This is a genomic window from Selenomonas sp. (genome assembly GCF_052169755.1).
Taxonomy (GTDB): domain Bacteria; phylum Bacillota; class Negativicutes; order Selenomonadales; family Selenomonadaceae; genus Selenomonas.
Window position 1 is genome coordinate 1 of sequence record NZ_JBQNBV010000016.1, and the last position, 24,204, is coordinate 24,204.

Annotated in this window: 24 protein-coding genes and 1 tRNA gene; 6 read left to right on the plus strand and 19 right to left on the minus strand. The window is 57.6% G+C overall.

What is annotated here, in order from left to right:
• On the plus strand, positions 1-392 hold a 392-nt coding region (locus ACTTKG_RS02335), incomplete at its 5' end, for a hypothetical protein (protein ID WP_442672651.1).
• A 2-nt stretch (positions 393-394) separates the two neighbouring features.
• Entirely contained in the window at positions 395-775 is a 381-nt protein-coding gene (locus ACTTKG_RS02340; protein WP_442672652.1) for a hypothetical protein, read from the plus strand.
• Positions 776-823: 48 nt separating this feature from the next.
• On the opposite strand, the gene ACTTKG_RS02345 is transcribed toward ACTTKG_RS02340, so the two are convergent.
• From ACTTKG_RS02345 to ACTTKG_RS02390, 10 genes are all read right to left on the minus strand, one after another.
• Positions 824-994, minus strand: a complete 171-nt coding sequence (locus tag ACTTKG_RS02345; RefSeq protein ID WP_442672653.1) for a YjfB family protein — start codon at positions 992-994, stop codon at positions 824-826.
• A gap of 81 nt (positions 995-1,075) precedes the next feature.
• The gene (gene hemW / locus ACTTKG_RS02350) at positions 1,076-2,227 is read right to left on the minus strand and encodes a radical SAM family heme chaperone HemW (protein WP_442672654.1); all 1,152 of its coding nucleotides are present in this window, start codon (positions 2,225-2,227) and stop codon (positions 1,076-1,078) included.
• 90 nt (positions 2,228-2,317) lie between these two features.
• Positions 2,318-4,114 (minus strand): translation elongation factor 4, encoded by a 1,797-nt coding sequence (gene lepA / locus ACTTKG_RS02355; protein ID WP_442672672.1) that lies wholly within the window; start codon positions 4,112-4,114, stop codon positions 2,318-2,320.
• A 59-nt stretch (positions 4,115-4,173) separates the two neighbouring features.
• Positions 4,174-5,094 carry a hypothetical protein gene (locus ACTTKG_RS02360; RefSeq protein ID WP_442672673.1) on the minus strand — a complete coding sequence of 307 codons (921 nt, stop codon included), beginning with the start codon at positions 5,092-5,094 and terminating at the stop codon, positions 4,174-4,176.
• A gap of 111 nt (positions 5,095-5,205) precedes the next feature.
• Positions 5,206-6,054 (minus strand): histidinol-phosphatase, encoded by an 849-nt coding sequence (locus tag ACTTKG_RS02365; protein ID WP_442672655.1) that lies wholly within the window; start codon positions 6,052-6,054, stop codon positions 5,206-5,208.
• Entirely contained in the window at positions 6,051-6,866 is an 816-nt protein-coding gene (locus ACTTKG_RS02370; RefSeq protein ID WP_442672656.1) for an HAD family hydrolase, read from the minus strand. The genes ACTTKG_RS02365 and ACTTKG_RS02370 overlap by 4 nt, the downstream gene beginning before the upstream one ends.
• A 246-nt stretch (positions 6,867-7,112) precedes the next feature.
• Complete coding sequence (nirJ2, locus tag ACTTKG_RS02375) at positions 7,113-8,105, minus strand: putative heme d1 biosynthesis radical SAM protein NirJ2 (protein ID WP_442672657.1); 993 nt, start codon at positions 8,103-8,105, stop codon at positions 7,113-7,115.
• On the minus strand, positions 8,102-9,298 hold the full coding sequence (gene nirJ1, locus ACTTKG_RS02380; protein ID WP_442672658.1) for a putative heme d1 biosynthesis radical SAM protein NirJ1: 1,197 nt from the start codon (positions 9,296-9,298) through the stop codon (positions 8,102-8,104). The genes nirJ2 and nirJ1 overlap by 4 nt, the downstream gene beginning before the upstream one ends.
• Positions 9,299-9,310: 12 nt before the next feature.
• On the minus strand, positions 9,311-9,943 hold the full coding sequence (locus ACTTKG_RS02385) for a TetR/AcrR family transcriptional regulator (protein ID WP_442672659.1): 633 nt from the start codon (positions 9,941-9,943) through the stop codon (positions 9,311-9,313).
• Positions 9,944-10,260: 317 nt separating this feature from the next.
• Positions 10,261-10,338: transfer RNA gene (locus tag ACTTKG_RS02390), tRNA-Arg, on the minus strand.
• 145 nt (positions 10,339-10,483) lie between these two features.
• On the opposite strand from ACTTKG_RS02390, the gene ACTTKG_RS02395 reads away from it, so the two are divergent.
• Complete coding sequence (locus ACTTKG_RS02395; protein ID WP_442672660.1) at positions 10,484-11,362, plus strand: YitT family protein; 879 nt, start codon at positions 10,484-10,486, stop codon at positions 11,360-11,362.
• 100 nt (positions 11,363-11,462) lie between these two features.
• Here ACTTKG_RS02395 and ACTTKG_RS02400 read toward each other — a convergent pair whose 3' ends face one another.
• The 9 genes from ACTTKG_RS02400 to ACTTKG_RS02440 all read right to left on the minus strand — a co-directional run bounded on the left by ACTTKG_RS02400 (position 11,463) and on the right by ACTTKG_RS02440 (position 20,089).
• Entirely contained in the window at positions 11,463-13,103 is a 1,641-nt protein-coding gene (locus ACTTKG_RS02400) for an FAD-dependent oxidoreductase (protein ID WP_442672661.1), read from the minus strand.
• A gap of 1 nt (position 13,104) precedes the next feature.
• A complete protein-coding gene (gene ahpC, locus ACTTKG_RS02405; protein ID WP_442672662.1) occupies positions 13,105-13,668 on the minus strand; it encodes an alkyl hydroperoxide reductase subunit C in 564 nt (187 codons plus the stop codon).
• Positions 13,669-13,874: 206 nt separating this feature from the next.
• Entirely contained in the window at positions 13,875-14,651 is a 777-nt protein-coding gene (locus tag ACTTKG_RS02410; RefSeq protein ID WP_442672663.1) for a histidinol-phosphatase HisJ family protein, read from the minus strand.
• Positions 14,648-15,526, minus strand: coding sequence for a 16S rRNA (adenine(1518)-N(6)/adenine(1519)-N(6))-dimethyltransferase RsmA (rsmA, locus tag ACTTKG_RS02415; protein ID WP_442672664.1), 879 nt, complete (start codon positions 15,524-15,526; stop codon positions 14,648-14,650). The genes ACTTKG_RS02410 and rsmA overlap by 4 nt, the downstream gene beginning before the upstream one ends.
• Positions 15,523-16,158 carry a ribonuclease M5 gene (gene rnmV, locus ACTTKG_RS02420; protein ID WP_442672665.1) on the minus strand — a complete coding sequence of 212 codons (636 nt, stop codon included), beginning with the start codon at positions 16,156-16,158 and terminating at the stop codon, positions 15,523-15,525. The genes rsmA and rnmV overlap by 4 nt, the downstream gene beginning before the upstream one ends.
• Positions 16,159-16,228: 70 nt before the next feature.
• Positions 16,229-16,915 carry a dTMP kinase gene (locus ACTTKG_RS02425; RefSeq protein WP_442672666.1) on the minus strand — a complete coding sequence of 229 codons (687 nt, stop codon included), beginning with the start codon at positions 16,913-16,915 and terminating at the stop codon, positions 16,229-16,231.
• Between the two features lie 24 nt (positions 16,916-16,939).
• Positions 16,940-18,424 (minus strand): sensor histidine kinase, encoded by a 1,485-nt coding sequence (locus ACTTKG_RS02430; RefSeq protein WP_442672667.1) that lies wholly within the window; start codon positions 18,422-18,424, stop codon positions 16,940-16,942.
• Entirely contained in the window at positions 18,408-19,121 is a 714-nt protein-coding gene (locus ACTTKG_RS02435; protein ID WP_442672674.1) for a response regulator transcription factor, read from the minus strand. Before ACTTKG_RS02435 ends, ACTTKG_RS02430 begins: the two co-directional genes overlap by 17 nt.
• Before the next feature lie 92 nt (positions 19,122-19,213).
• Entirely contained in the window at positions 19,214-20,089 is an 876-nt protein-coding gene (locus ACTTKG_RS02440; RefSeq protein WP_442672668.1) for a LysR family transcriptional regulator, read from the minus strand.
• A 259-nt stretch (positions 20,090-20,348) separates the two neighbouring features.
• On the opposite strand from ACTTKG_RS02440, the gene ACTTKG_RS02445 reads away from it, so the two are divergent.
• From ACTTKG_RS02445 to ACTTKG_RS02455, 3 genes are read left to right on the plus strand one after another with little or no spacing between them, the layout of a single operon-like run.
• The gene (locus tag ACTTKG_RS02445; RefSeq protein ID WP_442672669.1) at positions 20,349-21,125 is read left to right on the plus strand and encodes a DeoR/GlpR family DNA-binding transcription regulator; all 777 of its coding nucleotides are present in this window, start codon (positions 20,349-20,351) and stop codon (positions 21,123-21,125) included.
• A gap of 19 nt (positions 21,126-21,144) precedes the next feature.
• Positions 21,145-23,154: an LTA synthase family protein gene (locus ACTTKG_RS02450; protein WP_442672670.1), complete on the plus strand. Its 2,010-nt coding sequence runs from the start codon at positions 21,145-21,147 to the stop codon at positions 23,152-23,154.
• On the plus strand, positions 23,151-24,146 hold the full coding sequence (locus tag ACTTKG_RS02455; protein ID WP_442672671.1) for a 4Fe-4S cluster-binding domain-containing protein: 996 nt from the start codon (positions 23,151-23,153) through the stop codon (positions 24,144-24,146). The genes ACTTKG_RS02450 and ACTTKG_RS02455 overlap by 4 nt, the downstream gene beginning before the upstream one ends.
• Positions 24,147-24,204: the final 58 nt, after the last annotated feature.

A 24,204-nucleotide genomic window follows, 5' to 3' on the forward strand; every position in this document is an offset into this window, starting at 1 on the left:
TTTCTGTAAGGGCGGCGCACAATGTCCACAAAGTGGACGTTTGTGCGTGTAGTTTGCGCTTCTTTCTCTTGCAGAAGTTTGCAATTCGATTTATAATGATTGTACCAGGGTGGGAAATCCCACAAAGTGAAACGGAGGTCATATCCATGTCAACTGCAGTACAAGGTCGATATCATGCCCATTTAGATGCAAAAAAACGCTTGACACTGCGCGGTGCAAAATATGAATATTATGAAGTCCGAGAATATGACAACGGCGTCATTCTTCTTGAACCGCGCGAATTGGTGTTGCCGGACAATGTGTCGAAGAGAACCCTGCAAATGATGGATGAATCCATTCGCAATCTCGATGCAGGAAATGTTTCTGCACCGATTGATATATCAAGAGTCTGAGCATGGCGTTTTCCATTCGCATGGGCGTCCCTGAAATGCTTGCTCTTTGGAATCGTCTGTACCAAGCCAATATTGACGGCAGCATTTCCAAAACGGATGCCGATCTCTACAAAAAATGGAGCAAAGCCTTAAGGCTCCTTTCCTGCAATCCGTTTTATCCCAGCCTCAACACGCACGAAATTCCTGACTTGAGCAGGCGATACGGGCGAAAGGTTTGGCAATCCTACTTGGAGAATCGAAGCAGCCGTGCCATGCGCATGTATTGGGTATATGGTCCAGAGCAAAAGGACATCACCATCATCGGCTTGGAACCGCATCCAGATGACAAGAAGAACGGCGCCTACGATAAGGTTACGCTATCCAAGCTAAAGCCGCTCGAATGAATCCAGCAAAAAGGGGCTGCCGCACATTTTGTGCAGCAACCCCCTTTTTCATACCGCGATATCAATATTGTTGCCGACCGCAGGGTCGAGGCTTTCCAACATCTCGCCCACAGCTTCTTCCGTCGTATCCATCGCCATCTTCATGACAGAGATGCCAAGCTGCTGCGTAAAGCGCGCCTGGTTCATATCGACTGACATCGCCGCTATGCTCATATCCATCGAAATCGCTCCTTTCCTTTCTTATTTATCGTACATATAAGAGGAAAGCTTAAAGTTTGCCGGCAAAGCCGCTTGCGGCGGCTACGCTTCATCCCTCTCCAACAAAAATTCTTCAAAGACGCGGTTGCCGAACTTCATGCCCTGCGCCGTCAGCCGAATGCTCGCCGCCGTCTCTTCGACAAGTCCCGCCGTCTGCAATCGCGCGATCACTTCGCCGTAGACCTCGCGCACATCCGAGGCGAATGTCTCGCGAAAGCGGCGTTTATCAATGCCATACGCCGTGCGAAGCGCAAGGAAGGCGAATTCTTCGATATGGCTTTCGCGCGAGCAAGGCGCTTCTTCCCTCGCAGGCGACAGCCCCGCCTCGATGCAGGCGATGTAGCGGCAAAGACCCTTCTCGTTCTCCATGCGCCGCCCTCGCCAATACGAGTGCGCCGCTGCGCCGAGACCGATGTAGGGCACGTCCTGCCAATAGGCGAGGTTGTGGCGGCTCTCTTCACCCGCTTTCGCGTAATTCGAAATCTCATAGCGATGATAGCCGAGGCGCGGCAGTTCCGCCGTGATATAGTCGTACATATCGCCGCACTCGTCATCCGTCGGCAGATGAAGCCGTCCCGTCTCTTCCATGCGGGCGAACGGCGTGCCGTCCTCGACGGCAAGTCCATAGACGGAGATGTGACCGATGTCGAGCGCAGCGGCTCGCGCCACACTGTCTTTGAGATCGGCAAGCGTCTGTCCAGGCAGTCCGTACATGAGGTCGAGGCTCACGCGAAATCCCGCTTCTTTCGCCATGCGCACAGCATCTTCCGCTTCCCGCGCCGTATGAATGCGCCCGATGGCAGAGAGCAGCGCGTCGGAAAACGACTGCACACCGAAGCTCAGACGGTTGACGCCCGCCGCCAAGAGTCGCTTGAGAAGCGCCGCGTCCACCGTGCCGGGGTTCGCTTCGACGGTGAATTCCTCCCCGCCCATCAGTCGAAAGCTCTCGCGCAGGGCGCAGATGACAGCGAGAAGGTCGTCTGCCAAAAGCGCCGTCGGCGTGCCGCCGCCGATGTAGAGGGTACGCACCGTTCCTTCCTGCAAACGACGACAGCCCTGCGCCGCAATCTCGCGGCACAGGGCTTTTCGATAGCGGCTCATCCAGCGCTCTTCTCCTGCGTATGAGGGGAAATCGCAGTAAAAGCACTTGCGGCGGCAGAAGGGAATGTGAACATACACGCCGAAATCGCCCATGCCGGAGCCCCCTTTTCCTTCCGGATTCTCGCTTATCCCCGCCGCTCGGCAGTTCCCCGCAGCAAAAGGAAGCGCAGAACCTCGTGGGAATCAGTCGATCTTCAGAATCGCCATGAAGGCTTCCTGCGGCACTTCGACGCTGCCGACCGCCTTCATGCGCTTCTTGCCTTCCTTCTGCTTTTCGAGCAACTTGCGCTTTCTCGATATGTCGCCGCCGTAGCACTTGGCGAGCACGTCTTTTCGCATGGCGCGCACGTTCTCTCGCGCGATGATCTTGTTGCCTACCGCCGCCTGGATCGGAATCTCGAACATCTGCTGCGGGATGATCTCCTTGAGCTTCTGCGCGAGCTGGCGGCCGCGCGTCGCGGCGCGGTCGGCGTGGACGATGGTCGAGAGCGCATCGACAGGATCGCCGTTCAAGAGAATGTCGAGCTTCACGAGCCGCGATTGACGATAGTCGGCCAGCTCGTAGTCGAGCGAAGCGTAGCCGCGCGTCGTCGACTTCAGACGGTCGAAATAGTCGTAGATGATCTCACTCAATGGAATATGGTAGATAATCATGACGCGGTTCGTGTCGAGGTAGTCCATGCTCTCAAACGTGCCGCGCTTTTCCTGCGAGACTTCCATGACGGGACCGACATAATCCTTCGGCACGATGACCGTCGCCTTGACGAACGGCTCCTCGATGAAGTCAATCACTGTCGGCGGCGGCAGTTTCGACGGGTTGTCAACTTTGAGCATCTCGCCGTTTGTCTTGTGGACGTGGTAAATAACGGACGGCGCGGTCGTGATGAGCTTCATGCCGTATTCACGCTCAAGCCTTTCCTGTATGACATCCATGTGCAGAAGTCCCAAAAAGCCGCAGCGATAGCCAAAGCCGAGCGCAATCGACGTCTCCGGCTCGAAGATCAGCGCGGCATCGTTTAATTGCAGCTTTTCGAGCGCATCCTTCAAGTTGTCATAGTCGGCGCTGTCCACGGGATAAAGTCCGCAGTAAACCATCGGCGTCACGCCGCGATAGCCGGGCAAAGGCTCCGGCGCAGGGTTCTTCGCGCTCGTCACGGTGTCGCCGACAAGCACATCGCGCACGTTCTTCAAGCTGCCCGCGACGAAACCGACCTCGCCCGCCGTCAGCTCGCCGAGTTCTGCAGGCGCGGGACGGAAGCAGCCGACGTCGGTCACCTCGAAGGTCTTGCCCGTCGCCATCATTTTCAGTTCCATGCCCTTCTTGATAGTGCCTTCCATCAGGCGCACGTGCGCGATCGCGCCCTTGTACGAGTCGAAGTACGAGTCAAAGATCAAGGCGCGAAGCGGCGCATCGTCATCCCCAGAGGGCGGCGGGATGCGCTCGACGATGGCATCTAAGATCTCCTCGATGCCCGCGCCCGTCTTCGCCGATGTCAGAATCGCCTCAGATGCGTCAAGCCCGATCGCCTCCTCGATTTCCTCCTTGACGCGCTCGGGATCAGCGCTCGGCAAATCGATCTTGTTGATGACGGGAATGATCTCAAGGTCATGCTCCAGCGCCATATAGACGTTCGCAAGCGTCTGCGCCTCGACGCCCTGCGCCGCATCGACGACGAGCAGCGCCCCCTCGCAGGCAGCGAGGCTTCTCGACACCTCATAGGTGAAATCGACGTGACCCGGCGTGTCGATGAGATTGAGTTCATAGACCTCGCCGTCCTTGCCGCGATAGTGCAGCCGCACGGTCTGCGCCTTGATCGTGATGCCGCGCTCACGTTCCAGCTCCATGTTGTCGAGCACCTGCGCTTCCATTTCACGCTCGGTCAATGTCCCCGTGCTTTCAATGAGGCGGTCGGCGAGCGTCGATTTGCCATGATCGATATGTGCGATGATCGAAAAGTTGCGAATGTATTTATTTTGCATCAAAAATTCCTTTCCCTTTGGGTCGGCTCATTGCAAAAGCGCGGATATATCCTGCACCGTCAATCCGTGTCGCGCAGGATGCGCCGCTCTGCGTTCGGCTCTAAACTCGCACGATAGAGCCACGCGAGATTTGCCGCCGTGTAGGTGCGCAGGCGCAAAAGGCCTGGATATTCCTTGCTGTTTTCGTGTATGCCGTGGAACGTCAGATCGGTTTCCTCCAGATCCTGCCAATTCGTTTTTGGCGTCCAGATTCTGCCCCGCTTCGTACTCACCGTTCCCATCGGCACATTCAAGATACGTTTGAGGAACTGGACCTCCTGCATCGCTCCCTTGGCGTCTTTTTTCGTGACCCACTCCCAGTAAAAAAGCTGCTCGCCCTTAATGCGCATCGTCGCGGTATCGGCAATGGCGCTTTCCTCGCCGCCATCGGGCAGACGCACTTTCCAAAGATCAATCCAACGCGAAGACCCGAGCTTCTCCAATTCACCCATACCGAATACGCTGTCAACGATCGCTGCATAAAACGTCTCATCATACTGCTCCGAAGTCATCTCCTTCTCCGAGCGCGGCGTATGGTTCGACCAGATGATATTTCCCTGACTGTCGTAGAAGTCCTCTTCCAAATAGCGCAGTGTACGGTTCTGCGGATTGACTTCAACGAGTGCGATGCTGTAGGCAAGCGACGACGGATCCGGCAAGATGTCCTTGATGCCATAGTTGTCGATCGTCTCCTTTGCCCCTTCGTAACTGAAGCCTGTCTTGATCCAGCCGTGAATGACCGTCGGCACAGCACGCTCCAATCCCGCGACGTTGAGACTCTTGACGACAGTGACGCCGTTCGGTGCAAAGTACTTGCTGTATTTCGCATCCGAAGCCAGCCAATACCAATCGTCCGACGCATCCGAAGCCGCCGAAGCACAGCATGGCATGATCGCAAAAAAGAGTGCGAAAACGACCGCGCCCCATAGGTTTTCCCACATATTTTTCAAGGTGACTCCCCCTTTTCTCTTTGACAAACGTACAAATCTCTCCCCCATATTGTACGAAAAATCCGCTTGTCTGGCAAGCGTTGAAAGAAGCGGATGCAACAATCAGCCGAGCGGCACAGCCTCGCGCTCCCTCTTCTTAAAGCGCAGCGTCGTCTCGTAGCCGAAGCGGCGCGCATAGGCGACCGCCTCGTCGTTGTATGCGCCCGCGTCCTCGGGCTTGTGCGCGTCCGAGGTCGTGATGACGGGCAGTTTGTGCGCCGCCGCGATGCGCATGAAATCCTCGTAGGGCGAGATCTCTGCAATCGGATAGCGGTAGAGCGTGCCCGTGTTGATATCGACCGCCATCTGCGCCTTTTCCATCGCGCACACGGCACGTTCCAAGAAAGGCGTGACGTCGAAGTCGGGGAAGTAGCGGAAGAGGCGGATGTTGAACGGATGCCCGAGCACATCGTAGAGCTTCGAGGCGCAGAGCTTCTCGATCTCCTGCGTGTACCATTCGTAGATGTCAAAGAGCGCGATGCGATCCCACTCCGCCTTGATCTCGGATGAGTCGTATGCCCAGCCGCGAATGAAGTGCACCGAGCCGATCACATAGTCGAAGTCGTATTTGTCGAGGATTTTTGCGACAGCCGTCTGATCCTGAAAGTTGCAGACCTCGATGCCCGTCTTGACCGCGTGCTTCGCTTTAAGTTTCGCCATGAAGGCGAAGTATTCGTCGAGCGTGTACTTGAACTTGTTCTTCTTCAGCCACTTCTGCTGAAAACTGCCGATGAAGGAGTCGTCCAAGATGAGATCATCGTAATAGAGCGGCTCGAACTCGGGAAACGTATGGCTGTGCTCAGAAAAGCCGATCTCCGCCACGCCGCGCGCCGCCGCCGCCCGAAAGAAGCCTTCCGCCCACGCTTCATCGTAAGAGCCGTATTCCAAGTGCATGTGGTAATCGAGCTTCATGATCTTCCCCCCTGCATCTTTCCTTCATCGAGCAGCCGGCGCAGGATGCGCAGCACGCCGTGCTCCGTGTTGGGCGGCGCGATATGCTTCGCCGCCGCCTTCGCCTTCGGGTGCGCATTCTCCATCGCGTAGCTCTCGCCTACCGCGCCGAGCATCTCGACGTCGTTCAGATAGTCGCCGAAGGCAAGGCACTCTTCGGGGCGAATGCCCAGAAGCTGCTGCACGCGGCGCACGGCGGCGCCCTTGTTCACGTCCTTTTGCATGATGTCCACCCAATAGTTCGAGGAGACGACGACCTTCAATTCTCCGGACAAGTCCTGCAGCGACGGATAGATCGTGCGCTCGGCATCCGCATCCACGGGATCGCAGACGGAGAACTTGATCGCTGTGTCATGCACAGCGGAAAAATCTTCGACCATCTTGTATTCCGTATAATATTTTTCCATCTCGGTGAAGAAATCCTCGTTGCGCTCCGTCACATAGGCGTACTCCTTGCCGCACCAGACGGTATAGGCGCCCTTGACGGCGGCGGCTAGACGCACGATCTCCCTGCACAGGTCAGGCGCGATCGTCGTCGAGAAAAGCTCCTCGCCGCGCCGCACGACGTAAGCGCCGTTTTCCGCGCAAAAGATGAGATCCTCCGCCCACGGTCGGAAGTGGCGCAGGAGCGCCGCATACTGTCTGCCGCTCGCAGGCGCAAAGAGCACGCCGTGCGCCTTGAGTTCGGCGAGCATCGCGCCAAGTCCTTCGGGCAAATTCCCCTGCGCATCGAGAAGCGTGCCGTCCATATCGCAAAATACCAGCTTGATCATAAGAGCCGCCTTTCCAAAACTCCATTAAGGAAACACGGATAAATTCAGCCACCCATCTTCACACATCTGCACTGTCCTCTCGTCGTCAACAAATCCTCGACGTAGCACCGCTACGCCTGCGGTTTGTTTCCTAGATAGGAACAGTGCATCTGTGCAAATCCGGGCGACTTCATTTTATCAGCGTTTCCTAAAAAAAAGCGACGGCACGCTTTTCGACGCACCGTCGCTTTTGCCTATTTCATTATACTATCCCTTGCGCCCGTGGTAAAGACACCAAGGCTCTTCCGCCATATAATCGCCATCGTTGTAGTAGGCGGCACGCGCACGGCAGCCGCCGCAGGCGCGCTTGTAGTCGCAGGTGCCGCAGCCGCCCGAGTATTCGAGCGTGCGCAGCTTGTTCAGCACCTCGCTGCTCTTCCAGATCTCGTCGAACGGCGTCTTGCGCACGTCGCCAAGCTCCATGTTGAGATAGGCGCACGGCTGCACCTTGCCGCGCGGGCTGATGATGCAGTAGCTAAGCCCCGCGAGACAGCCGCGCCGAAAGCGCGTCTTGATGCCCATTTGCCCTGCAATGCGCAAAAACTGCGGCGCACACGTCGGCTTGAGTTCGATCGCGACTTCCTCCGACTTTTTCATGATGCGCGTCAGGACGCTCTCATACGCTTCGGCGCGAAGCGATTCTTCCTCGATCGTCTCGGCGCGCCCCGTCGGCACGAGAAAGAAGAAATGATGCGCCACCGCGCCGAGTTCCACGGCGAAGTCCGTGATCGCCTCCAATTCCTTCTCGTTCCAGTCCATGACCGTCGTATGAATCTGAAACGGCAGCCCCGCCGCGCGGCAATTCTTCATGCCCTCGACAGCGCCCGCCCAGCCGCCCGGATAGCTGCGGAACGTATCGTGCTTCGCAGGCGACATCGAGTCGAGCGAAATGCCCATGCCCATCGCGCCCGCCGCCTTCAAGTCGTGCGCCATCTCCGGCGTGATCAGCGTGCCGTTTGTGCCGAATACCGAGCGCAGACCAAGCTTCGTCGCATGTTCTACAAGTTCCAGAATGTCGGGGCGCGTCAGAGGCTCGCCGCCCGAAAAGATCATGATCTTGAAGCCCGCGCGCGCGATCTCATCGAGGAGCTTCTTCGCCTCCGCCGTCGAAAGCTCCTCCTCCGCCTTGCAGCCCGCGTCACGATAGCAGTGCTTGCAGTACATGTTGCAGGCGTTCGTCGTATTCCACGAAATAATCATATCGCCGCCTCCGTACGCGCCAGCCCGATCTCCTCGTCCGTCAGATAGCACGAGGGATCACTCGCCCAGAAGTCTCCCGTACGCGCCTCGGCACGCGTGCGGAAGTTGCCGTTGCAGCACGAAAGATAGCGGCAAGAAGAACATCGGCCGGTAAGGAGCGGCTTTCGATCCTTGAGCCCCGCTAGGATGGCGTTCGACGTATCCTGCCAGATCTCGCCGAATTTTCGCTCGCGTACATTGCCGAAGGTATGGTGCTGCGTGAACTGATCGGGATGAACGTAGCCCAAGGGATCGACCTCGCCGAAAGCGATGCCCGAGCGATTGCCGCCATTCATCGAAATGTGCTTCCACACATGCTCGGCTGCCGCCTCGCCCTTTTCTCTGAGCGTTTTCAAGTAGATGTAAACGCCGTCGCAGTGATTGTCAACCGTCAGGATCTCCTTTTCCAGACCGCGCTCCTCGAAGTCCTGCGTGCGGCGAATGATCGTATCCATAGCGCGGCGCGACTCCTCTGCCGTCACATCCTCTTCCATCATCGCGTTGCCGCGCCCCGAATAGACGAGATGATAGAAGCATACGCGGTTGATACCCTCCTCCTCGATGAAATCGAAGATCTTGTCGAGTTCCATGATGTTGTGATGGTTGATCGTGAAGCGAAGCCCCACGCGCTGTCCAACCGCCGTGCAGTTCTCTATGCCGCGCATCGCCGCCTCGTAGGCTCCATCCTTGCCGCGGAACTTGTCGTTGACGTCCTTGAGGCCGTCGAGCGAGATGCCGACATAGCCCACGCCGATGTCTCGGATGCGCTCTGCCGTCGCGCGGTCGATCAGCGTGCCGTTCGTCGAGAGCGTCGGGCGCACGCCCTTTGCCGCCGCATATTCGGCAAGCTCGAAGAAGTCGGGGCGAAGGAGCGGCTCGCCGCCCGAAAAGAGCAGCACGGGTACGCGAAAGTCTGCGAGATCGTCGATGAAGCGTCGGGCTTCCTCTGTCGTCAGCTCGTTCTGATACTTCTTTGCGTCCGAATTCATGTAGCAATGGCGGCACTTGAGATTGCAGGTCTTCGTCGAATTCCAGACGACGACGGGTCCCATACCCTCGGCTGCACCGTTTCGCATACGATGCGCATTCTTCGTATAGCGCAGCGAGTCGCCGAAATACTCGCGCGCGAAAAGCAGCTTCGTAACACTGATCATAAAAAGCCTCCGTTATTCCTCTTGATTCTCTTGCTTGTCTTGATTCCCAACGACACGCATACCATCGAGAATCAGCCCCAGCTTCAATCGCACGTTCTCTTCAAAGGGAAGCCCAAGCTTGCTGAACGCCGCCGCCTGAAACAGCGAATGAAACAGCTCCGAGATGATCGCCGTCGGGATGTCGCACCGAAATTCGCCGCGCTCCTGCCCTTCCTCGACCAAGCGCGTGAAAAGCACCGTAAAAGGCGGCGCCGCAACGGTAGCTTCCGATCGTTTCAAGAGCGTCGCCTGCTGCGCCGCACGCAAAAAGAGCGGCAGAACATAGCGGTTCTTCGCAAGAAGCATCGCCGCCGACAAGAGCAGCTCGCGCAGGATCTCCGACACCGGCCTTTGCTCTTCGGACAAGATGCGCACCTTTTCTCCAAGCTCCTGCATAATGCGCCCCAGAAGCTCCATCAAGACATCGTCCTTAGAAGAAAAATAATTGTAAAATGTACCGATGCCGAGATCCGCTCCGTTCATGATGTCCGCGATCGCCACATCATCCAGTCCCCGGCTCTGAAACAAGCTCGATGCCGAATCAAGAATCGCCTTGCGCGACTGGATCTTCTTCAGCTCGCGGCGGCTCAGCTTCTCTTCTCCCATAAAAAATCCCCCTCTGTCAAGGACAACACTCTGTCTCGTAGGAATCGCAGGCAACTTCAGCCGCCCATCCACACACATCCAAGCGACTTCATTTCATCCGCGCTTCTCTAACAAAACTCTCCCATAGCCGTCGGCAAAACGGCTGCTCTTCATCAATACCCTTTTCCATTATACATGAATCGACTTCATTTTTAAAGTAAAAAATGAAGTCGATTCATATTGAGACAAATTTCCAACGCTTTTTTCTAAATCTCTTCCATTCAACATCTGCAAGGCATAAAAAAAGCACCGGTTCGCACCAGTGCTAAAATCCAAAATGGTGACCCAGGAGGGACTCGAACCCCCGACCCTTTGATTCGTAGTCAAATACTCTGATCCAACTGAGCTACTGAGTCACAAATTGACGGCTTTCGCAATCAACATGCGTTATTCTATCACAGGAAACATCCCTTGTCAAATAAAAATTTGCACGGTCTATCAATTTTCCGTATAATAACCTTGTTGGACATGTTTCGCGCCAGCAAGAAAGGATGTGTCCCCATGAACAAAAAATGCCGCGCAGAAAAAAGCCGCAAGAAGCGTTTGCTCGCTCTCTTACAAAAATACGTACTGATCTTCATCGGCGCCGTCATCACCGCCGTCGGCCTTGAGCTATTCCTGATTCCGAACAACATCATCGACGGCGGCGTCGTCGGTCTCTCCATCATGGCGCAGGCAATCACCGAAAAACCCCTAGGGCTTTTCCTCGTCCTCTTCAATATCCCGTTCCTCTACCTTGGCTGCAAGCAGATCGGCAAAGCGTTCGCCCTCGCCACCTTGACAGCCATCGCCCTTCTCTCCGTATGGTCGGCATACTTCGCCCCGTTTCCGACGGTCACGCAGGATCTTTTCCTCGCCGCCATCTTCGGCGGCATCATCGTAGGTCTCGGCGTCGGTCTCATCATCCGTTCAGGCGGCTCGCTCGACGGCACGGAGATCGTCGCCATCATCCTCGACAAGAAGTCTGTATTCTCCGTCGGCGAAGTCGTCATGTTCATCAACCTCTTCATTCTTTCAAGCGCCGGACTTCTCTTCGGCTGGGACAAAGCGATGTACTCGCTCGTCGCCTACTTCGTCATCGCCAAGATGATCGATGTCGTCGTGCAGGGGCTTGACGAATCCTACGCTGTCATGATCGTCACCAACGAGCCTGACGAAATCAATACCGCCCTCGCCGAACGATTGGGACGCGGCGTCACGCTCCTCTACGGGGAAGGCGGCTACACGGGCGAAGAAAAGAAAGTGCTCTATTCCGTCGTCACGCGCCTCGAAGTCGACAAGCTCAAAGAGACCGTTCTCGACATCGACGAAAACGCTTTCGTCACCATCAACGCCGTTCACGACATCGTCGGCGGCAGGTTCAAGAAAAAGGGGCATTAAAGAAGCGCTGATATATTTCGTGCATCCAAAAAGACAGGGGCTTTCGCATGAGTTGAACCCAGCTCATGCGAAAGCCCCTCTATTTCGTTCTGTTCCGTGTCTACGACTGCTCCAACAGATCGAGGAGCTGCGAGACGGTCTTTTTGCCGAAGTGGAACATCGCATCATCGTCAATGAAGAAACACGGCACGCTCATGATGTTGTACTGCTCCTTGATCTCGGGGAAGAGATTCAAGTCGTATACATCCGTCTTGATGTGCGGATTGAGTGTCGCAATGCGCTGCGCGCTCGTAACCAGCTCGGGGCACATCGTGCATGAGAGCGTCACCAGAATGGTGATATGATGATCTTCCGTGATCGCTTCAATGCGCGCACGGTCTTCGTCGGCGACTTTTTGTCCCGCACTCGAAGCATTGTAAAGAGCGAGCACGAAGCTCGTGAATTCATGTCCGCCGGGGACGCCGTGGAAAGCAATCCCCGCCCAGCTGCCATCCGCGTTGTAGAGCCGCACGTTCGGTACGCCCGTACCGCCCGTGATCTCAACGGACAGCTTCTCCGTCATCTCTGCAAGCTGCGTCATGAAATCCAACAGCTCGCTCGAATGCGGGTCGTCGCTCAAAGCGACTTCCAAGCGCAACGGGCGTTCCATGCGTTCGAATACCGTCGCAAGCTGCTTCCGCATCTCCGGCGTAAACGGTCCGCTCGCCGAAGCTACCGCCTCGCCTTTCCCCGTATCCTTCGCCTTGTGCTGCACAGCGCGCCGCACGTCGCGATGCGCCGTACGCCCTGTCTTTTGCTCCATCTTTGCCGCGTACTTCTCCATCTCCGTGGCGGCAAGCGCACCGTCTCCCGTCGCTGTCACGACTTGGCGCAGCGGCTTGATGCATACGTCGCCCGCCGCATAAAGCCCTGCAACTGTCGTCTGCTGCTGACGGTCGGTGACGATATATCCATGCTCGTCAAGCTCGGCGATCCCCTTGACGAGATCCGTTGACGGCTCGTACCCCGCAAACACGAATACACCGAAGGAATCGCCTCCTTCGGGTGTGAATACGGTACGCTCGCCCGTGGCGAGATTTTTCCATGTAAGTTTGCGCGGCAGCGCGTCGCCTTCGACCGACTCGACTTCCGACTGGAAGTGAATCGAGATCTTCTCATTCTCGCGTGCCGGCTCTGCCGTCGCCGGGGCGCAGGTGAAATCTTCCTCTCGCACCAGGATCGTCACATGCTTCGCATACTTCGTGAGGAACACGCTCTCCTCCGCCGCCGCAAAGCCGCCGCCGATGACGAACACATCCTTGCCCGTGAAAAACTCGCCGTCGCATGTCGCGCAGTAAGCGACGCCGTGCCCGCGAAACTCCTTCTCACCGGCAAAGCCGATCTGTCTCGGATGCGCCCCCGTCGCGAGCAGCACGGTGAATGCTTCAAGGTCGCCGCGGCTCGTATGCACGCGCCAAGTATCGCCTTCCTTTTCGAGCGAATTGACCTCAGCGAGCAGGAATTCCGCACCGAATCCCTCTGCCTGACGGTGCATCTTCGCCGTGAGGTCAGCGCCGCTCGTAGGGTCGCTGCCCGGATAGTTCACGACTTCCGCCGTGAGTGCGATCTGTCCTCCGAATGTTTCCTTCTCCACCACGAGCACACGGCAGCAGGCTCTTGCCAAGTAAATGGCGGCGGTCAGCCCCGCAGGGCCGCCGCCGATCACTACTGCATCATAAAGCTCGTCTTTCTCCGCCGCCATCTCAGAGCGCTCCCACGAGGTCGAGCGTCGGCTTCAGCGTCTCAGCTCCGGGCTGCCACTTCGCGGGGCAAACCTCGTCGCCATGCTCCGCAACGAACTTGCAGGCTTGAAGCTTCCGCAGAAGCTCGTCGGCATTGCGCCCGACGTTGCCCGCATTCACCTCGTAAGCAACGATCCTGCCTTCGGGGTTTACGATGAACGTGCCGCGCTCAGAAAGACCGGCGTCCTCGATGAGCACATCGAAGTCACGCGCGAGAACGTGCGTCGGGTCGGCAAGCATCGGGTAGGTGATCTTCTTGATGCGCTCGGAATGATCGTGCCATGCTTTATGCACGAAGTGCGTATCGCAAGAAACGGAATAGACCTCGCAGCCCGCTTCCTTAAACTTCGCATAGTTGTTTTCAAGATCCTCCAGCTCCGTCGGGCAAACGAATGTAAAATCTGCCGGGTAGAAGAAGAATACGCTCCACTTGCCGAGCACATCCGCTTTCGTCACCGTACGGAACGCCTCATTCTGATAAGCCTGTACCGAAAAATCTCCGATTTCCTTGTTGATTAACGACATAATCAATCACTCCTATCGAATAATTATTATTGTTTGAGCTGATGGATAAAGGATATCATGGGACAAAAATATTGTCAAGCCCTTTTTGAAAGAAATTTTCACACCCCCGCCTTTTGAAAAAGAACCGGCTTCGCTTCCATCCTCCTTAAAAACGATGGCGAAAGCAGAGCCTCCCCGCTTCCTCAAAGAGTATTCTTCGAGAGCGCTCAGCAATATTCCTTCTTCCGCGCCAAAAAAGTTACAACCGCAAGACCAAGACCGGCAGCAAGCTCGTGCGCTTCCGTAAATGCGAAGCCGATGGCGGCGGCATCATGCGCATCCGAACCGAGCGTGACTTCTTTGCCGCCCAGCTCACGGTACCGCGTGAAGATCGGCACGAGCGACGCCTTGCCCTGCGGCGCATCGAAGCGGCGCGTATTGAGTTCAAGCACCGTGTCCGTCTCGACGAGCGCGCGCAGCACCTCGTCGATATAGTCGCCGTAAGCCGCATACGTCAGCTCCGTATCCGCGTAAGCGGCATAACGCGCGATGTAGTCGATATGCGCGAGGATGTCGATGAACGCGCCTTGCGAACGCACGCAGCGCGCCATCGTTTCAAGGTAGAGGCGATAAAGCTCGTCCTTTGCACGATCCTTATAAATGTCTGCATAATAGAGATCGTGCCCCTCGATCGTATGAATGGAGCCGATGACCTGATCGAACGGCGCTTCTTCAACGAAAGCCCGATTCTTCTTTACAAGCCCTTCCTGCATACCAAGCTCCACGCCAAGCCGCAGATGCTCGCCCTCGCCGCGCAGGGCTTCGTACTTCGCCCAATAGTCCTGCGGCGAAAAAGTGAAGTCTTTCTCGCCCGGGAAGTTCATATCTTCGTGCTCCGTGAATACGGCGCCGATGCCAAGTTCAGATGCTCTTTTCAGCGCGTCTGCCGCCTTCATCGACGAGTCGGCGGAAACCTCGGTGTGCATGTGACTGTCAAAAATCATACGTTTGCCTCCTGTCCATCATCTCTTTTCCCTGCAAAAAAGACATTGGCAAGATGTGCGAATTCAGCCAAGCGCAGCGTCTCGCCGCGCCGTTGCGCGTCGATGCCGGCTTCTTCGAGCGCATGACGCACAGCCGTCTTTGATGCGCCGACGCCTAAAAGCGCGTTGGCAAGCGTCTTGCGCCTCTGCCCGAAAGCGGCTCGCACGACGCGGAAGAACATGCGCTCATCTTCCACTTCGACGGGCGGCTTCTCTCGTTTTCTGCAAGCGATGACGGCGGACGCGACCTCGGGCGCAGGTATGAAGGAGCGCGGCGCGACCTCTCTGACGATGCGCGGCTCCGTATGGTACTGTACGGCGACGGACAACGCTCCGTAGATCTTCGAGCCGGGTGCGGCGATCATCCGCTCCGCCACTTCTTTCTGCACCATAGTCACGATATGCGTGATGGGCAGATGCTGCTCAAGGAGCGCTAAGAGAATCGGCGTCGTGATGTAGTACGGCAGGTTTGCTGCAACCTTAAAGGGCTGATTTTCCATGAGGGCGCGGATATCCGTCTTTAAGATGTCGCCGGGCACGACATGCAGATGATCGTAGGAGGCAAGCGTCTCGGCGAGGACGGCGGGCAGCTTCTTATCCAGCTCGACGGCGGTGACGTGCGCCCCCGCTTCAAGAAGCCCCTGCGTCAAAGTGCCGATGCCGGGTCCGATTTCCAAGACGCGGTCGCCTGCGACAATTTCCGCCGCCGCCACAATATCTTTGACGACAGCGCCATCGACGAGGAAGTTTTGCCCCAGCCGCTTCGAGGCGTGCAGTCCAAAAGATTTCAAGATGTGGCGTGTGACGGCGGGGCTGGCAATCTCCGGCGCAATCATGACGCCCCTCCTTTCATGCCCGCATCATCGGCGCGAAGCGGCAAATCTTGCGTCGCGGCTGCATCCGGCGCACGATCGCACATTTGCGCCGCAGTCTCATCTTCCATAGCAGCAAGCGCCGACGCGAACTCCTCGCGCGTCACGCCATAGCTGTTCAAGCGCCTGCAAAACGTACGCGCGTTCGCCCAGCCGACGCCAAGCTTTTCACCAAGCTGCGCACGCCGCGCACTTGCGTCCTTGCCGCCGGAAAGTCCCGCAAGCAGGAGATCGCGGCTCGTAAACTCTTCACGCGGCGCAATCGTACAGGTGCGCACCTTAGAAAGCGCGCGGCGGATCGCTTCGGGCGACGCCTGTTCGACGCCGATATCATCATTCGCCGTCGCTTCCTCGCGCGGAATGAAGGCGTGCCCCGCCTCGGGGAAGCGCTCGGCAAGAAAGCGACGGATGCGCTCCCCCGCAGAATCCGGATCGGTGAGGATGATGATGCCGCGTCTCTTGTACGCCGCCTCGATGTCGGCGAGCGCACGCCTGCCCAGCGAGAAGCCGCCCGTCACGATGCAGTCGGCGTCAAGCGCTTTTTTGATGGCGGCGACATCCATCTTCCCTTCTACAACAAGAACTTCTTTCAGCATATCTTTCCCTTCTCCGCAAAGGGGCTGCGCACAAGCCCACGCCAGCTCATGCACAGCCCTCGTTATATGGTTACAAACTTCCTTCCAAGACCCGACGCACCGCTTCATAGATCTTCTCATGCACAAGCTCTCGCGCCAGCGGCTCGCCCGCGCTGCTGCAAGCGATGCGCTGCCAGCCCAAGCGCGCAGCAAGCGCAACGGACGCCGCATGACAGCGCTCAAGATAGCCCGCGTCACGCTCATGGATGTCTTTCTCTGCACCGCTCGCCGCCGCACGCGCCGCAAGCAGACGACGGCTCACGGCAGGATCCATATCGAGGAACACGACGAGATCCGGACGCGGCAGTGCGAGCTTTCCATACTCAAAATCCTCGATCCACGCGAGAAAAGCGTCGCGCTCTGCCGTATTTTCGAGTTTTACCGCCTGATGCACCATATTCGCCGTTGTGTAGCGGTCAGCGAGAATCACGAAGCCCGCCTCATAGTCCGTGCGCCACTTCGTCTGAAACGAAGCATAGCGATCGACGGCAAAAAACGCAGATGCGGCGTAAGCGTTGACTTCCGACGCCCGCGCACCGAAGTCGCCGCCGAGATACATGCGCACGAGCGCCGACGACGGCGAGCCGTAGTCGGGGAACTCGATTTGGCGCACGCGCCGACCCTCGGCGCAGAGCCGATCAGCCAGCAGCCGCGTCTGCGTCGCCTTGCCCGAGCCGTCGCCCGCTTCCAAGATGATGAGTTTTCCTTTTTCCTGCACAATGCCGCCCCCCTGCGCCGCCGCTCACTCCACGCACGGTATATGCAGGATGAACTTCGTCCCCCTGCCCAGCTCACTGATAAGCTCGATGCCGATGCCATGCTGATCGGCGATCCAGCGTGCGATGGAAAGCCCCAGTCCCGTGCCGCCGGGAGCATCCATCCTCTTCGTGCGCGAAGAATCTACGCGATAGAAACGCTCGAACACCTTGTCCTGATGCTCCTTTGCGATACCGATGCCGTTGTCGGCAAGACTGAGCTGCATCTCACCCGCGCTGCGGTGCATCTCCACCGTGATGCGGCCGCCCTTGGGCGTATACTTCATGCTGTTTTCGAGGATGATGCGCATCATGTGCTTCATGAGCAGCGGATCGACGTAAACCGTCCCCGCTTCATTCGCCAACAGCTCGACCTCATGCTTCGTCGCAATGAGCGCCATCTTCTTCACGACATCGTCAACCAAAGGCGCAAGCTCCAGCCGCTCCTTGTGCATGGCGAGCCGCTTTTGATCGGCGCGCGCAAGAAACAGCAGCTTCTCGATAAGCCCCTGCATATCTTCCGCCTCCGAGCGTATGGCGGTAAGCCCTTCTTCAAGCGTCTCGGGATCACTCGCTCCCCAACGGCTCAGCATATCCGAATAGCCGCGAATCACCGTAACGGGCGTCCGCAGCTCATGGGAAGCATCCGACACAAAGCGCCGCTGCTGCTCGAATCCCGTCTGTATGCGCTCGAGCATGTGATTGAACGTCTCAGCAAGCTCGGCAAGCTCATCTTTGACGGGCGGCACGGCAATGCGCCGGCTGAGGTCTGTGACCTCAAGCTCACGCGCCGCCTGTGTCATCGTACGAATGGGGCGCAGAATACGGCAGCTGATGAAGTATCCCGCACAGAGCGCCAAGACGATGCCCGCGAGATTTGTGACCGTCAGCACCTTCTGCAGCATCGTGAGGAAGTGCCGCTCCGCCGTGATCGTACGGAAAAAGTGCAGCACATAGGTGTGCCCATTCTGGTTGATGATGACCTTATGGTAGTAAATGTGTGTATTTCCGATGGTCGAAACGTACATCGCCGAATTCGCCCATATCGGCGGGTGCTTGTCGATGTGCGACTCGACGAGCTTGATCGACGGATAGTGCGTATCCGACTCATAGACGACGGGACCATTCGCCCCTTCTGTCACGCGCAGCACAACGCCGGGCATCAGCAAGTCATCCTGATAGACGGCAAAAGCGAGCGGATAGCGGCGGCGCATGTCGGGCGCCGTCTCATTGAACACTTCCGTACCATGCTCGATCGCCGCCAGAACATGCTCCTGTGAGCGCGTAAGCTCGATCTCCGCCTGGTGGTACAGAGAAAAGTAGATGCCGATGGACGAAACTATGCTGGTAAAGACCAGCACAAAGACAAGCACAGCCGCATAGACGAGCGTCAGCCACGTCGAAATGCGCATGTGGCGCGAGGAACGCAGACGAGAGAGTGCACGCCAGAGTCGTCTACCCCTTGACCGCATAGCCGACGCCCCGCACCGTGTAGATGTACTTGTCGTCGAAACGCTCATCAATCTTCGCGCGCAGGTAACGGATATAGACATCGACCACATTCGTGTCGCCTACATAGTCATAGCCCCAGACCTCCTGCAAAATCTGGTCGCGCGTGAGCACATTGGGCTTGTTGCGCAGCATGTACTCAAGGAGGGAATACTCCTTCTTCGTCAGCTCCACAAGCTCGCCCTTCACGCGCACTTCGTAGCGTCCGGGATAGAGCACAAGCTCCTTGACCGCCAGCACACGCTCATCGCGATTGCCGTCCTCGTTCGCCTTGTGCACGCGAAGCGCTGCACGCACACGCGCAAAAAGCTCCTGTATGGCAAATGGCTTCGTCAGATAGTCGTCGGCGCCAATGTCGAGACCGTTAACCTTGTCCTCCACATCATCTTTCGCTGTCAGCATGATGATCGGCACGTCGCTGATTTCCCTCACGCGGCGGCATACCTCAAGTCCGTCCATATCCGGCAGCATGATGTCCAAGAGCACGAGATCGTACTGCTCCTGCACGATACGCTCGTAAGCGCGGCGGCCGTTCTCCTCCGACTCCGTCACGAAGCCCTCATGCTCAAGCTCCATCTGCAAAAAGCGCGCGATGCGCTTCTCATCCTCGACAATCATAATCCTCTTCGGCGCCTCGGCTGCTCCCGCCGCCTCTGTCATACCTGTCGCTTCTGCTTTCGTCATGCTATGTCCTCCTGTTCCATTGCTGTCATCCGCCGCAGCGCTTCCTGCGACGAACGCTCCCTCCGGCTTCAGCCCAGCCGCTCACGAAGGAGCGTCAAAAAGCTCGCCGCCGCCGCAGAAAGCGCACGGTCGCGCTTCCACGCAATCACCGTATGCGTAAGAATCTCCGGCTCGACAATCCTCTTGCAGACCATCGTTTCATCCGTCAAAAGACTCTTCGCCGACTGCGGCAAAATCGCCGCGCCTAACCCGGCTTTTGCCGCCAGCACATCTTGCACAATGCTGTCGCTCAGACATAAGATATGCGGTTCGAATCCGGCCTTTCGACATGCGGCGAGAAAGACGCCCTGCCAGCGCAGCGGAATGATGATCGCCTGCTCCTTGAGTTCAGCGAGCTGCACACAATCGTCCGCCGCACCGCAGGCGCGAGTCTTGTTCACCATTACGGCGAGCGGTTCGTTCGCGAGCACGATGGACGCATAGCTCTCACGCTCGACCTCCGTGCGCGTGATGGCAATCTCGATGAGACGATTGTCGAGCATATCAAGAACGCGCGCGCCCTCCGCTTCGAAAATTTGAAACGTCACGCGCGGATGCGTCTTGTGAAACGCCGCCAAAAGCCCCGGTACGAGATTCGCTCCCGAGCTTGTGATCGTACCGATGCGCACTTCGCCCGCATCTCCTTCACCCACGTCGTGCATCTCGCGCACCGTGCCGTCAACCAGCCCAAGGATCTGCTCGACGCGCCCCTTCAAGACGCGCCCCGCTTCCGTCAGCCGGATACGTCGGCTGCCGCGCTCGAAGAGCTTCACGCCAAGCGTGCCCTCAAGCCGCTTCATCTGTCTGGAAAGCGCCGGCTGCGCGACGGCGAGCCGGCCCGCCGCATGGCTGATGTTGCCCTCCTCGACGATCGCATAAAAAGCGCGCATATCCTTTATATCCATTCGTTCTCTCTCCTTCGGCGTCCATGCAGCATCCAGCCGCCGCATCCATGAACTCCCTTCTATTATACGGGCGCACCTTTCGCAAGGCAAGTGAATTTCCTCTGAGTATAGGACGCCCATTTCCCTCTGCAGCGCCTTGCAAAATATATATTTTTCTAAAAAGGATCCAAGAAAAACCAAATTTAGGGCTTGAAAACTTTTTTCCTTTCGGGTAGAATTGGAGAAAATACGATAAATCAATAGCGATGGAGGCGAGAACATGTTTCTTGTGGAACGTCATGATGCCATTCTTGACATCCTTGCACGCGACGGTAAAGTGCGCGTCAAAGATCTCAGCGACCGATTTCATGTGACGGAAGACTGCATACGCAAGGATCTCGGCGCACTTGAAAAGCAGGGCAAGCTCAAGCGCACCTACGGCGGCGCTGTCATACGCCGCGAAAATCCGCACACCATCGAGGTCAGCAAGCACCGCAACATCGACGTCGAAGCGAAGCGGCGCATCGCACGCGCCGCCATGCACCTCATCCACGAACATGACATGGTGTTCCTCGACATCTCGACGAGCAATCTCGCCATCGCCGAGCTTCTTGTCCAAGACGAGCGCGAGCTGACCGTCGTCACGAACATGATCGACATTCTCTCGATCCTCGCGCAGAACCCAAAGATCCGCGTCGTATTCGTCGGCGGCGTCATCAACAAGAGCCGCGACGGATTCTGGGGCGGCATGACGCTTGACCTCATCTCACGTCTGAAACCCGACATCGCTTTCGTCGGCGCTGTCGGCGTCGACGTCAAGGAGAACAGCGTCTCTACCTACGACATCGAGGACGGCATCAACAAAGCAGCGATCATCCGCGTCTCCAAACGCGCCTACGTCGTCGCCGAAGCGAGGAAGCTGAGTTCCGACGGCAATTACAACTATGTGACGCTCGACACCCTCTCGGGGCTTATCACCGACTCGCGCCCCGCCGCCGATATATGCCAAGCCGCCGAAGACTACGGCGTAGACATCATTCTGCCGCAAAATATTTGAAAGAAGGTTTTCTCACTTCATGCAAACGCGATCTTCACGCCTGCCCTCGTGGCAGGCGTTCTATTCCTTTACAGCAAAAGGACTCAAGGTATTCTTTTTCTACCTTGCAGTCCTTTCTTTCTGCCGCGCCTTCTTCATCTTCTGGATGCACGACTATATGGCGGCGGCGACGAGCGGCGCGGACATCGCCGTCGCCCTTTGGCGCGGAGCGCGCCTGAGCTGCCAGACGGCGGGGGGACTTGCGCTCTTCTCCCTCGCGCCCGCCGCACTCGTGCGCCTTTTTTATGCGCCGCTTGAAAACCTCGCATGGCGCGTGACGAGCGCCCTATCCCTCACGGCGCTGTCCATCCTCTACGCTGCGAGCTTTCCCTACTACCGCCAATATCACACGGGCTTTCATCAACTCATCTTCAACACGGCGAACGAAGACATATTCGCGCTCTTCATCTCGCTCGTACAGGAATTCTACCTGCCCGTGCGTCTCGCAGGCGCACTCCTGCTCGCCTTCCTTCTCTATCGCGCGCTCCGGCTTCTGCTCACACGCGACATATTTCCCGCCATGCCCCCGCCTCTTCCGTGGCAGCCTCTTCGCCGCGCCCTCTACCTCACACTTCTCGCATTCGTCGCTCTCTTGACCACATTCGGCGGCAGTCTGCGCTGGCAGGACGCCGTCAACTGGGAGAACGCCGGCGTCACGAACGACGCCTTTCTGAATGAAGCCATCCTCGACAATTTTCAAGCGCTCTACCGCGCCTATGTGCTGAACAACCGCTTCCTCGCGTGCAACGGTCTCGACTTCACCGTCGAAGAAATCGAACGCCTCGCTGCGCTCCACGCAGACCGGCCTGCCGATACGCGCGACCTCGACGTCTACCTCATGCAGGAAGCCGAAGGGGCGCAAATAGAAAAGCCACGTCACATCTTCCTCATCATCTCCGAAAGCTATGCCAACTGGCCGCTCTTGGAAAAGTATGCGCATCTGCACATCGCCGATCCCACGAAGGAACTGCTGGGCGCGGATGATACCGTTTACTGTGATACCTTTCTGCCAAACGGCCCGAGCACCGTCGCCGCCGTCACGGGCATCGTCACAGGATTCGCCGACGCCAACCTCTACCTCACGACCATGCCCGAATCCTTCGCTGCGCCCTATCCGACCGCTATCGCGCCTATATTCTCCCGTCTCGGATACGGCACGGACTTCTGGTACGCGGGACCTGCGACATGGGAGCGCATCGAGCCGTTCTGCCGTGCGCAGGGCTTCGATCAATTCTACAGCCGCGGCGACTTCTCCTCCGACGAGGGAAGCGTCTGGGGCGTGGACGACGAAATCCTCTACCGAGAAGCGCTTTCGCGCATTGATCCCGCACAGCCCGGGCTTCACATACTCCTCAATGTATCGAACCATTCCCCATATACCGTCGACCTCGCCGCCAAAGGCTTCCCCGCTGAAGAAGTTCGCGCTGCGCTCCCCAAGGACACACAGCATGACGAAAATCTCCTCAAGGAACTCGGTCATTATTGGTACGCAACGAAAGAACTCGCCGCCTTCATCCGCGCAGCAAAGGAAAAATTCCCCGCATCGCTCTTCGTCATCGTCGGCGATCATGCCGACCGCTACAACATCGAAAAAACGCCGTCGCTCTACGAGCGTTACGCCATCCCCTTCATCCTCACGGGGCACGGCGTCCGAAAGGATCTGCTCGACGCCGAAGCCGCCGGCAGTCAAATCGACATCGCGCCGACGCTCATCGAGCTGATCGCCCCACAGGGATTTCACTATGCGTCCGTCGGAAGAAGTCTCACGCGAGGCAATCGGCGCGGCGTCAACTACGGCTTTTGGATCACGCACAATGCCATCGGCAGGACAGATACCGTTCCGCTCATCGCCGAACCAATCAAAGACCGCCCCGCCGCTCTCGACGAAGAGGCGATGCAGGACTACATCAACGCCGTACGCGCCCTTTCATGGTGGCGGCCGAAGTACGGTCCCATGCTCGATGCGGCAAAGCTGGAAGGGCGTGAATGAACGTCATGGAACCGCATAGAGGAATCATTCTGCGCGCACAAAAAAGCCGTGCAGCCAAAAACCGCACGGCAACAATCGCAGATAAACACCTCGCGCCGCTCGCCGCCTGCCATCTCTGTCCGCGCAGCTGCGGCGCGAATCGCCTGCACGATGAACGCGGCTTCTGCGGCGCGGGCAGATACGCGCGTATCGGACTCGTATCGCTCCACCCCTGGGAAGAACCTTGCCTCACGGGTGAAAAAGGCGCGGGCACCGTATTCTTCTCCGGCTGCAACATGCGCTGCGCCTTCTGCCAAAACCACGAGATCAGCCGCGAAAACTTTGGTATCAGCGTCACCGAAGAACGCCTTGCCGAAATCTTCCTAGAGCAGGAAGCGCGCGGCGCAGCGACGCTCGACCTCGTAACGCCGACGCACTTCGCGCCCCAGATCGCCGCTGCGCTGCCTCTCGCTAAAGCGCAGGGCCTTTCCATCCCCGTCGTCTACAATTCATCTGCCTACGAGCGTACTGATACCATTTCCAGCTTGGCAGGACTCGTCGAGATCTTCCTGCCCGACCTCAAATACATGGACGAGGATACAGCGCTTCGCTGCAGCGCTGCCCCCGACTACTTTCGGACGGCGAGCGCAGCCATCCGATGTATGCACGAGATCGCAGGACGCCCCGTCTTCGATGCGAAGGGTCGCATGAAGCGCGGCGTCCTCGTGCGCCACCTCGTCCTGCCGGGACGCCGCAAGGAAAGCATACGCATCCTTGACTGGCTCTGGCAGAACTTCGCTGATACCATTTACATCAGTATCATGAACCAATACACGCCCTTGGGCGACCTATCGAACATCCCCGAACTCAACCGCCGCCTCACGACCTTCGAATACGAGAGCGTCGTCGACCACGCACGCCGTCTCGGCATAGAGAACTGCTACATCCAGCAAGGCGGCGCCGTCTCCGCCTCCTTCGTACCGCACTTCGACGGGCGAGGGGTGGAAAAATAGTACATAAAAAGAAGTCATGGCGGCTCAACTTTGTGCCGCCATGACTTCTTTGGGAAAT

Bases quoted from the DNA above. Each gene is read 5' to 3' on its own strand.
- ACTTKG_RS02340 (WP_442672652.1), top strand. From the start codon at position 395: ATGGCGTTTTCCATTCGCATGGGCGTCCCTGAAATGCTTGCTCTTTGG.
- ACTTKG_RS02400 (WP_442672661.1), bottom strand. From the start codon at position 13,103: ATGGCGGCGGAGAAAGACGAGCTTTATGATGCAGTAGTGATCGGCGGC.
- ACTTKG_RS02435 (WP_442672674.1), bottom strand. From the start codon at position 19,121: ATGACAGAGGCGGCGGGAGCAGCCGAGGCGCCGAAGAGGATTATGATT.
- nirJ2 (WP_442672657.1), bottom strand. From the start codon at position 8,105: ATGATTATTTCGTGGAATACGACGAACGCCTGCAACATGTACTGCAAG.
- ACTTKG_RS02385 (WP_442672659.1), bottom strand. From the start codon at position 9,943: ATGGGAGAAGAGAAGCTGAGCCGCCGCGAGCTGAAGAAGATCCAGTCG.
- rnmV (WP_442672665.1), bottom strand. From the start codon at position 16,158: ATGCTGAAAGAAGTTCTTGTTGTAGAAGGGAAGATGGATGTCGCCGCC.
- ACTTKG_RS02345 (WP_442672653.1), bottom strand. From the start codon at position 994: ATGGATATGAGCATAGCGGCGATGTCAGTCGATATGAACCAGGCGCGC.
- ACTTKG_RS02430 (WP_442672667.1), bottom strand. From the start codon at position 18,424: ATGCGGTCAAGGGGTAGACGACTCTGGCGTGCACTCTCTCGTCTGCGT.
- hemW (WP_442672654.1), bottom strand. From the start codon at position 2,227: ATGGGCGATTTCGGCGTGTATGTTCACATTCCCTTCTGCCGCCGCAAG.
- ACTTKG_RS02410 (WP_442672663.1), bottom strand. From the start codon at position 14,651: ATGATTTTTGACAGTCACATGCACACCGAGGTTTCCGCCGACTCGTCG.
- ACTTKG_RS02360 (WP_442672673.1), bottom strand. From the start codon at position 5,094: ATGTGGGAAAACCTATGGGGCGCGGTCGTTTTCGCACTCTTTTTTGCG.
- ACTTKG_RS02395 (WP_442672660.1), top strand. From the start codon at position 10,484: ATGAACAAAAAATGCCGCGCAGAAAAAAGCCGCAAGAAGCGTTTGCTC.
- ACTTKG_RS02365 (WP_442672655.1), bottom strand. From the start codon at position 6,054: ATGAAGCTCGATTACCACATGCACTTGGAATACGGCTCTTACGATGAA.
- nirJ1 (WP_442672658.1), bottom strand. From the start codon at position 9,298: ATGATCAGTGTTACGAAGCTGCTTTTCGCGCGCGAGTATTTCGGCGAC.
- ACTTKG_RS02440 (WP_442672668.1), bottom strand. From the start codon at position 20,089: ATGGATATAAAGGATATGCGCGCTTTTTATGCGATCGTCGAGGAGGGC.
- ahpC (WP_442672662.1), bottom strand. From the start codon at position 13,668: ATGTCGTTAATCAACAAGGAAATCGGAGATTTTTCGGTACAGGCTTAT.
- ACTTKG_RS02370 (WP_442672656.1), bottom strand. From the start codon at position 6,866: ATGATCAAGCTGGTATTTTGCGATATGGACGGCACGCTTCTCGATGCG.
- rsmA (WP_442672664.1), bottom strand. From the start codon at position 15,526: ATGATTGCGCCGGAGATTGCCAGCCCCGCCGTCACACGCCACATCTTG.
- lepA (WP_442672672.1), bottom strand. From the start codon at position 4,114: ATGCAAAATAAATACATTCGCAACTTTTCGATCATCGCACATATCGAT.
- ACTTKG_RS02455 (WP_442672671.1), top strand. From the start codon at position 23,151: ATGAACGTCATGGAACCGCATAGAGGAATCATTCTGCGCGCACAAAAA.
- ACTTKG_RS02450 (WP_442672670.1), top strand. From the start codon at position 21,145: ATGCAAACGCGATCTTCACGCCTGCCCTCGTGGCAGGCGTTCTATTCC.
- ACTTKG_RS02445 (WP_442672669.1), top strand. From the start codon at position 20,349: ATGTTTCTTGTGGAACGTCATGATGCCATTCTTGACATCCTTGCACGC.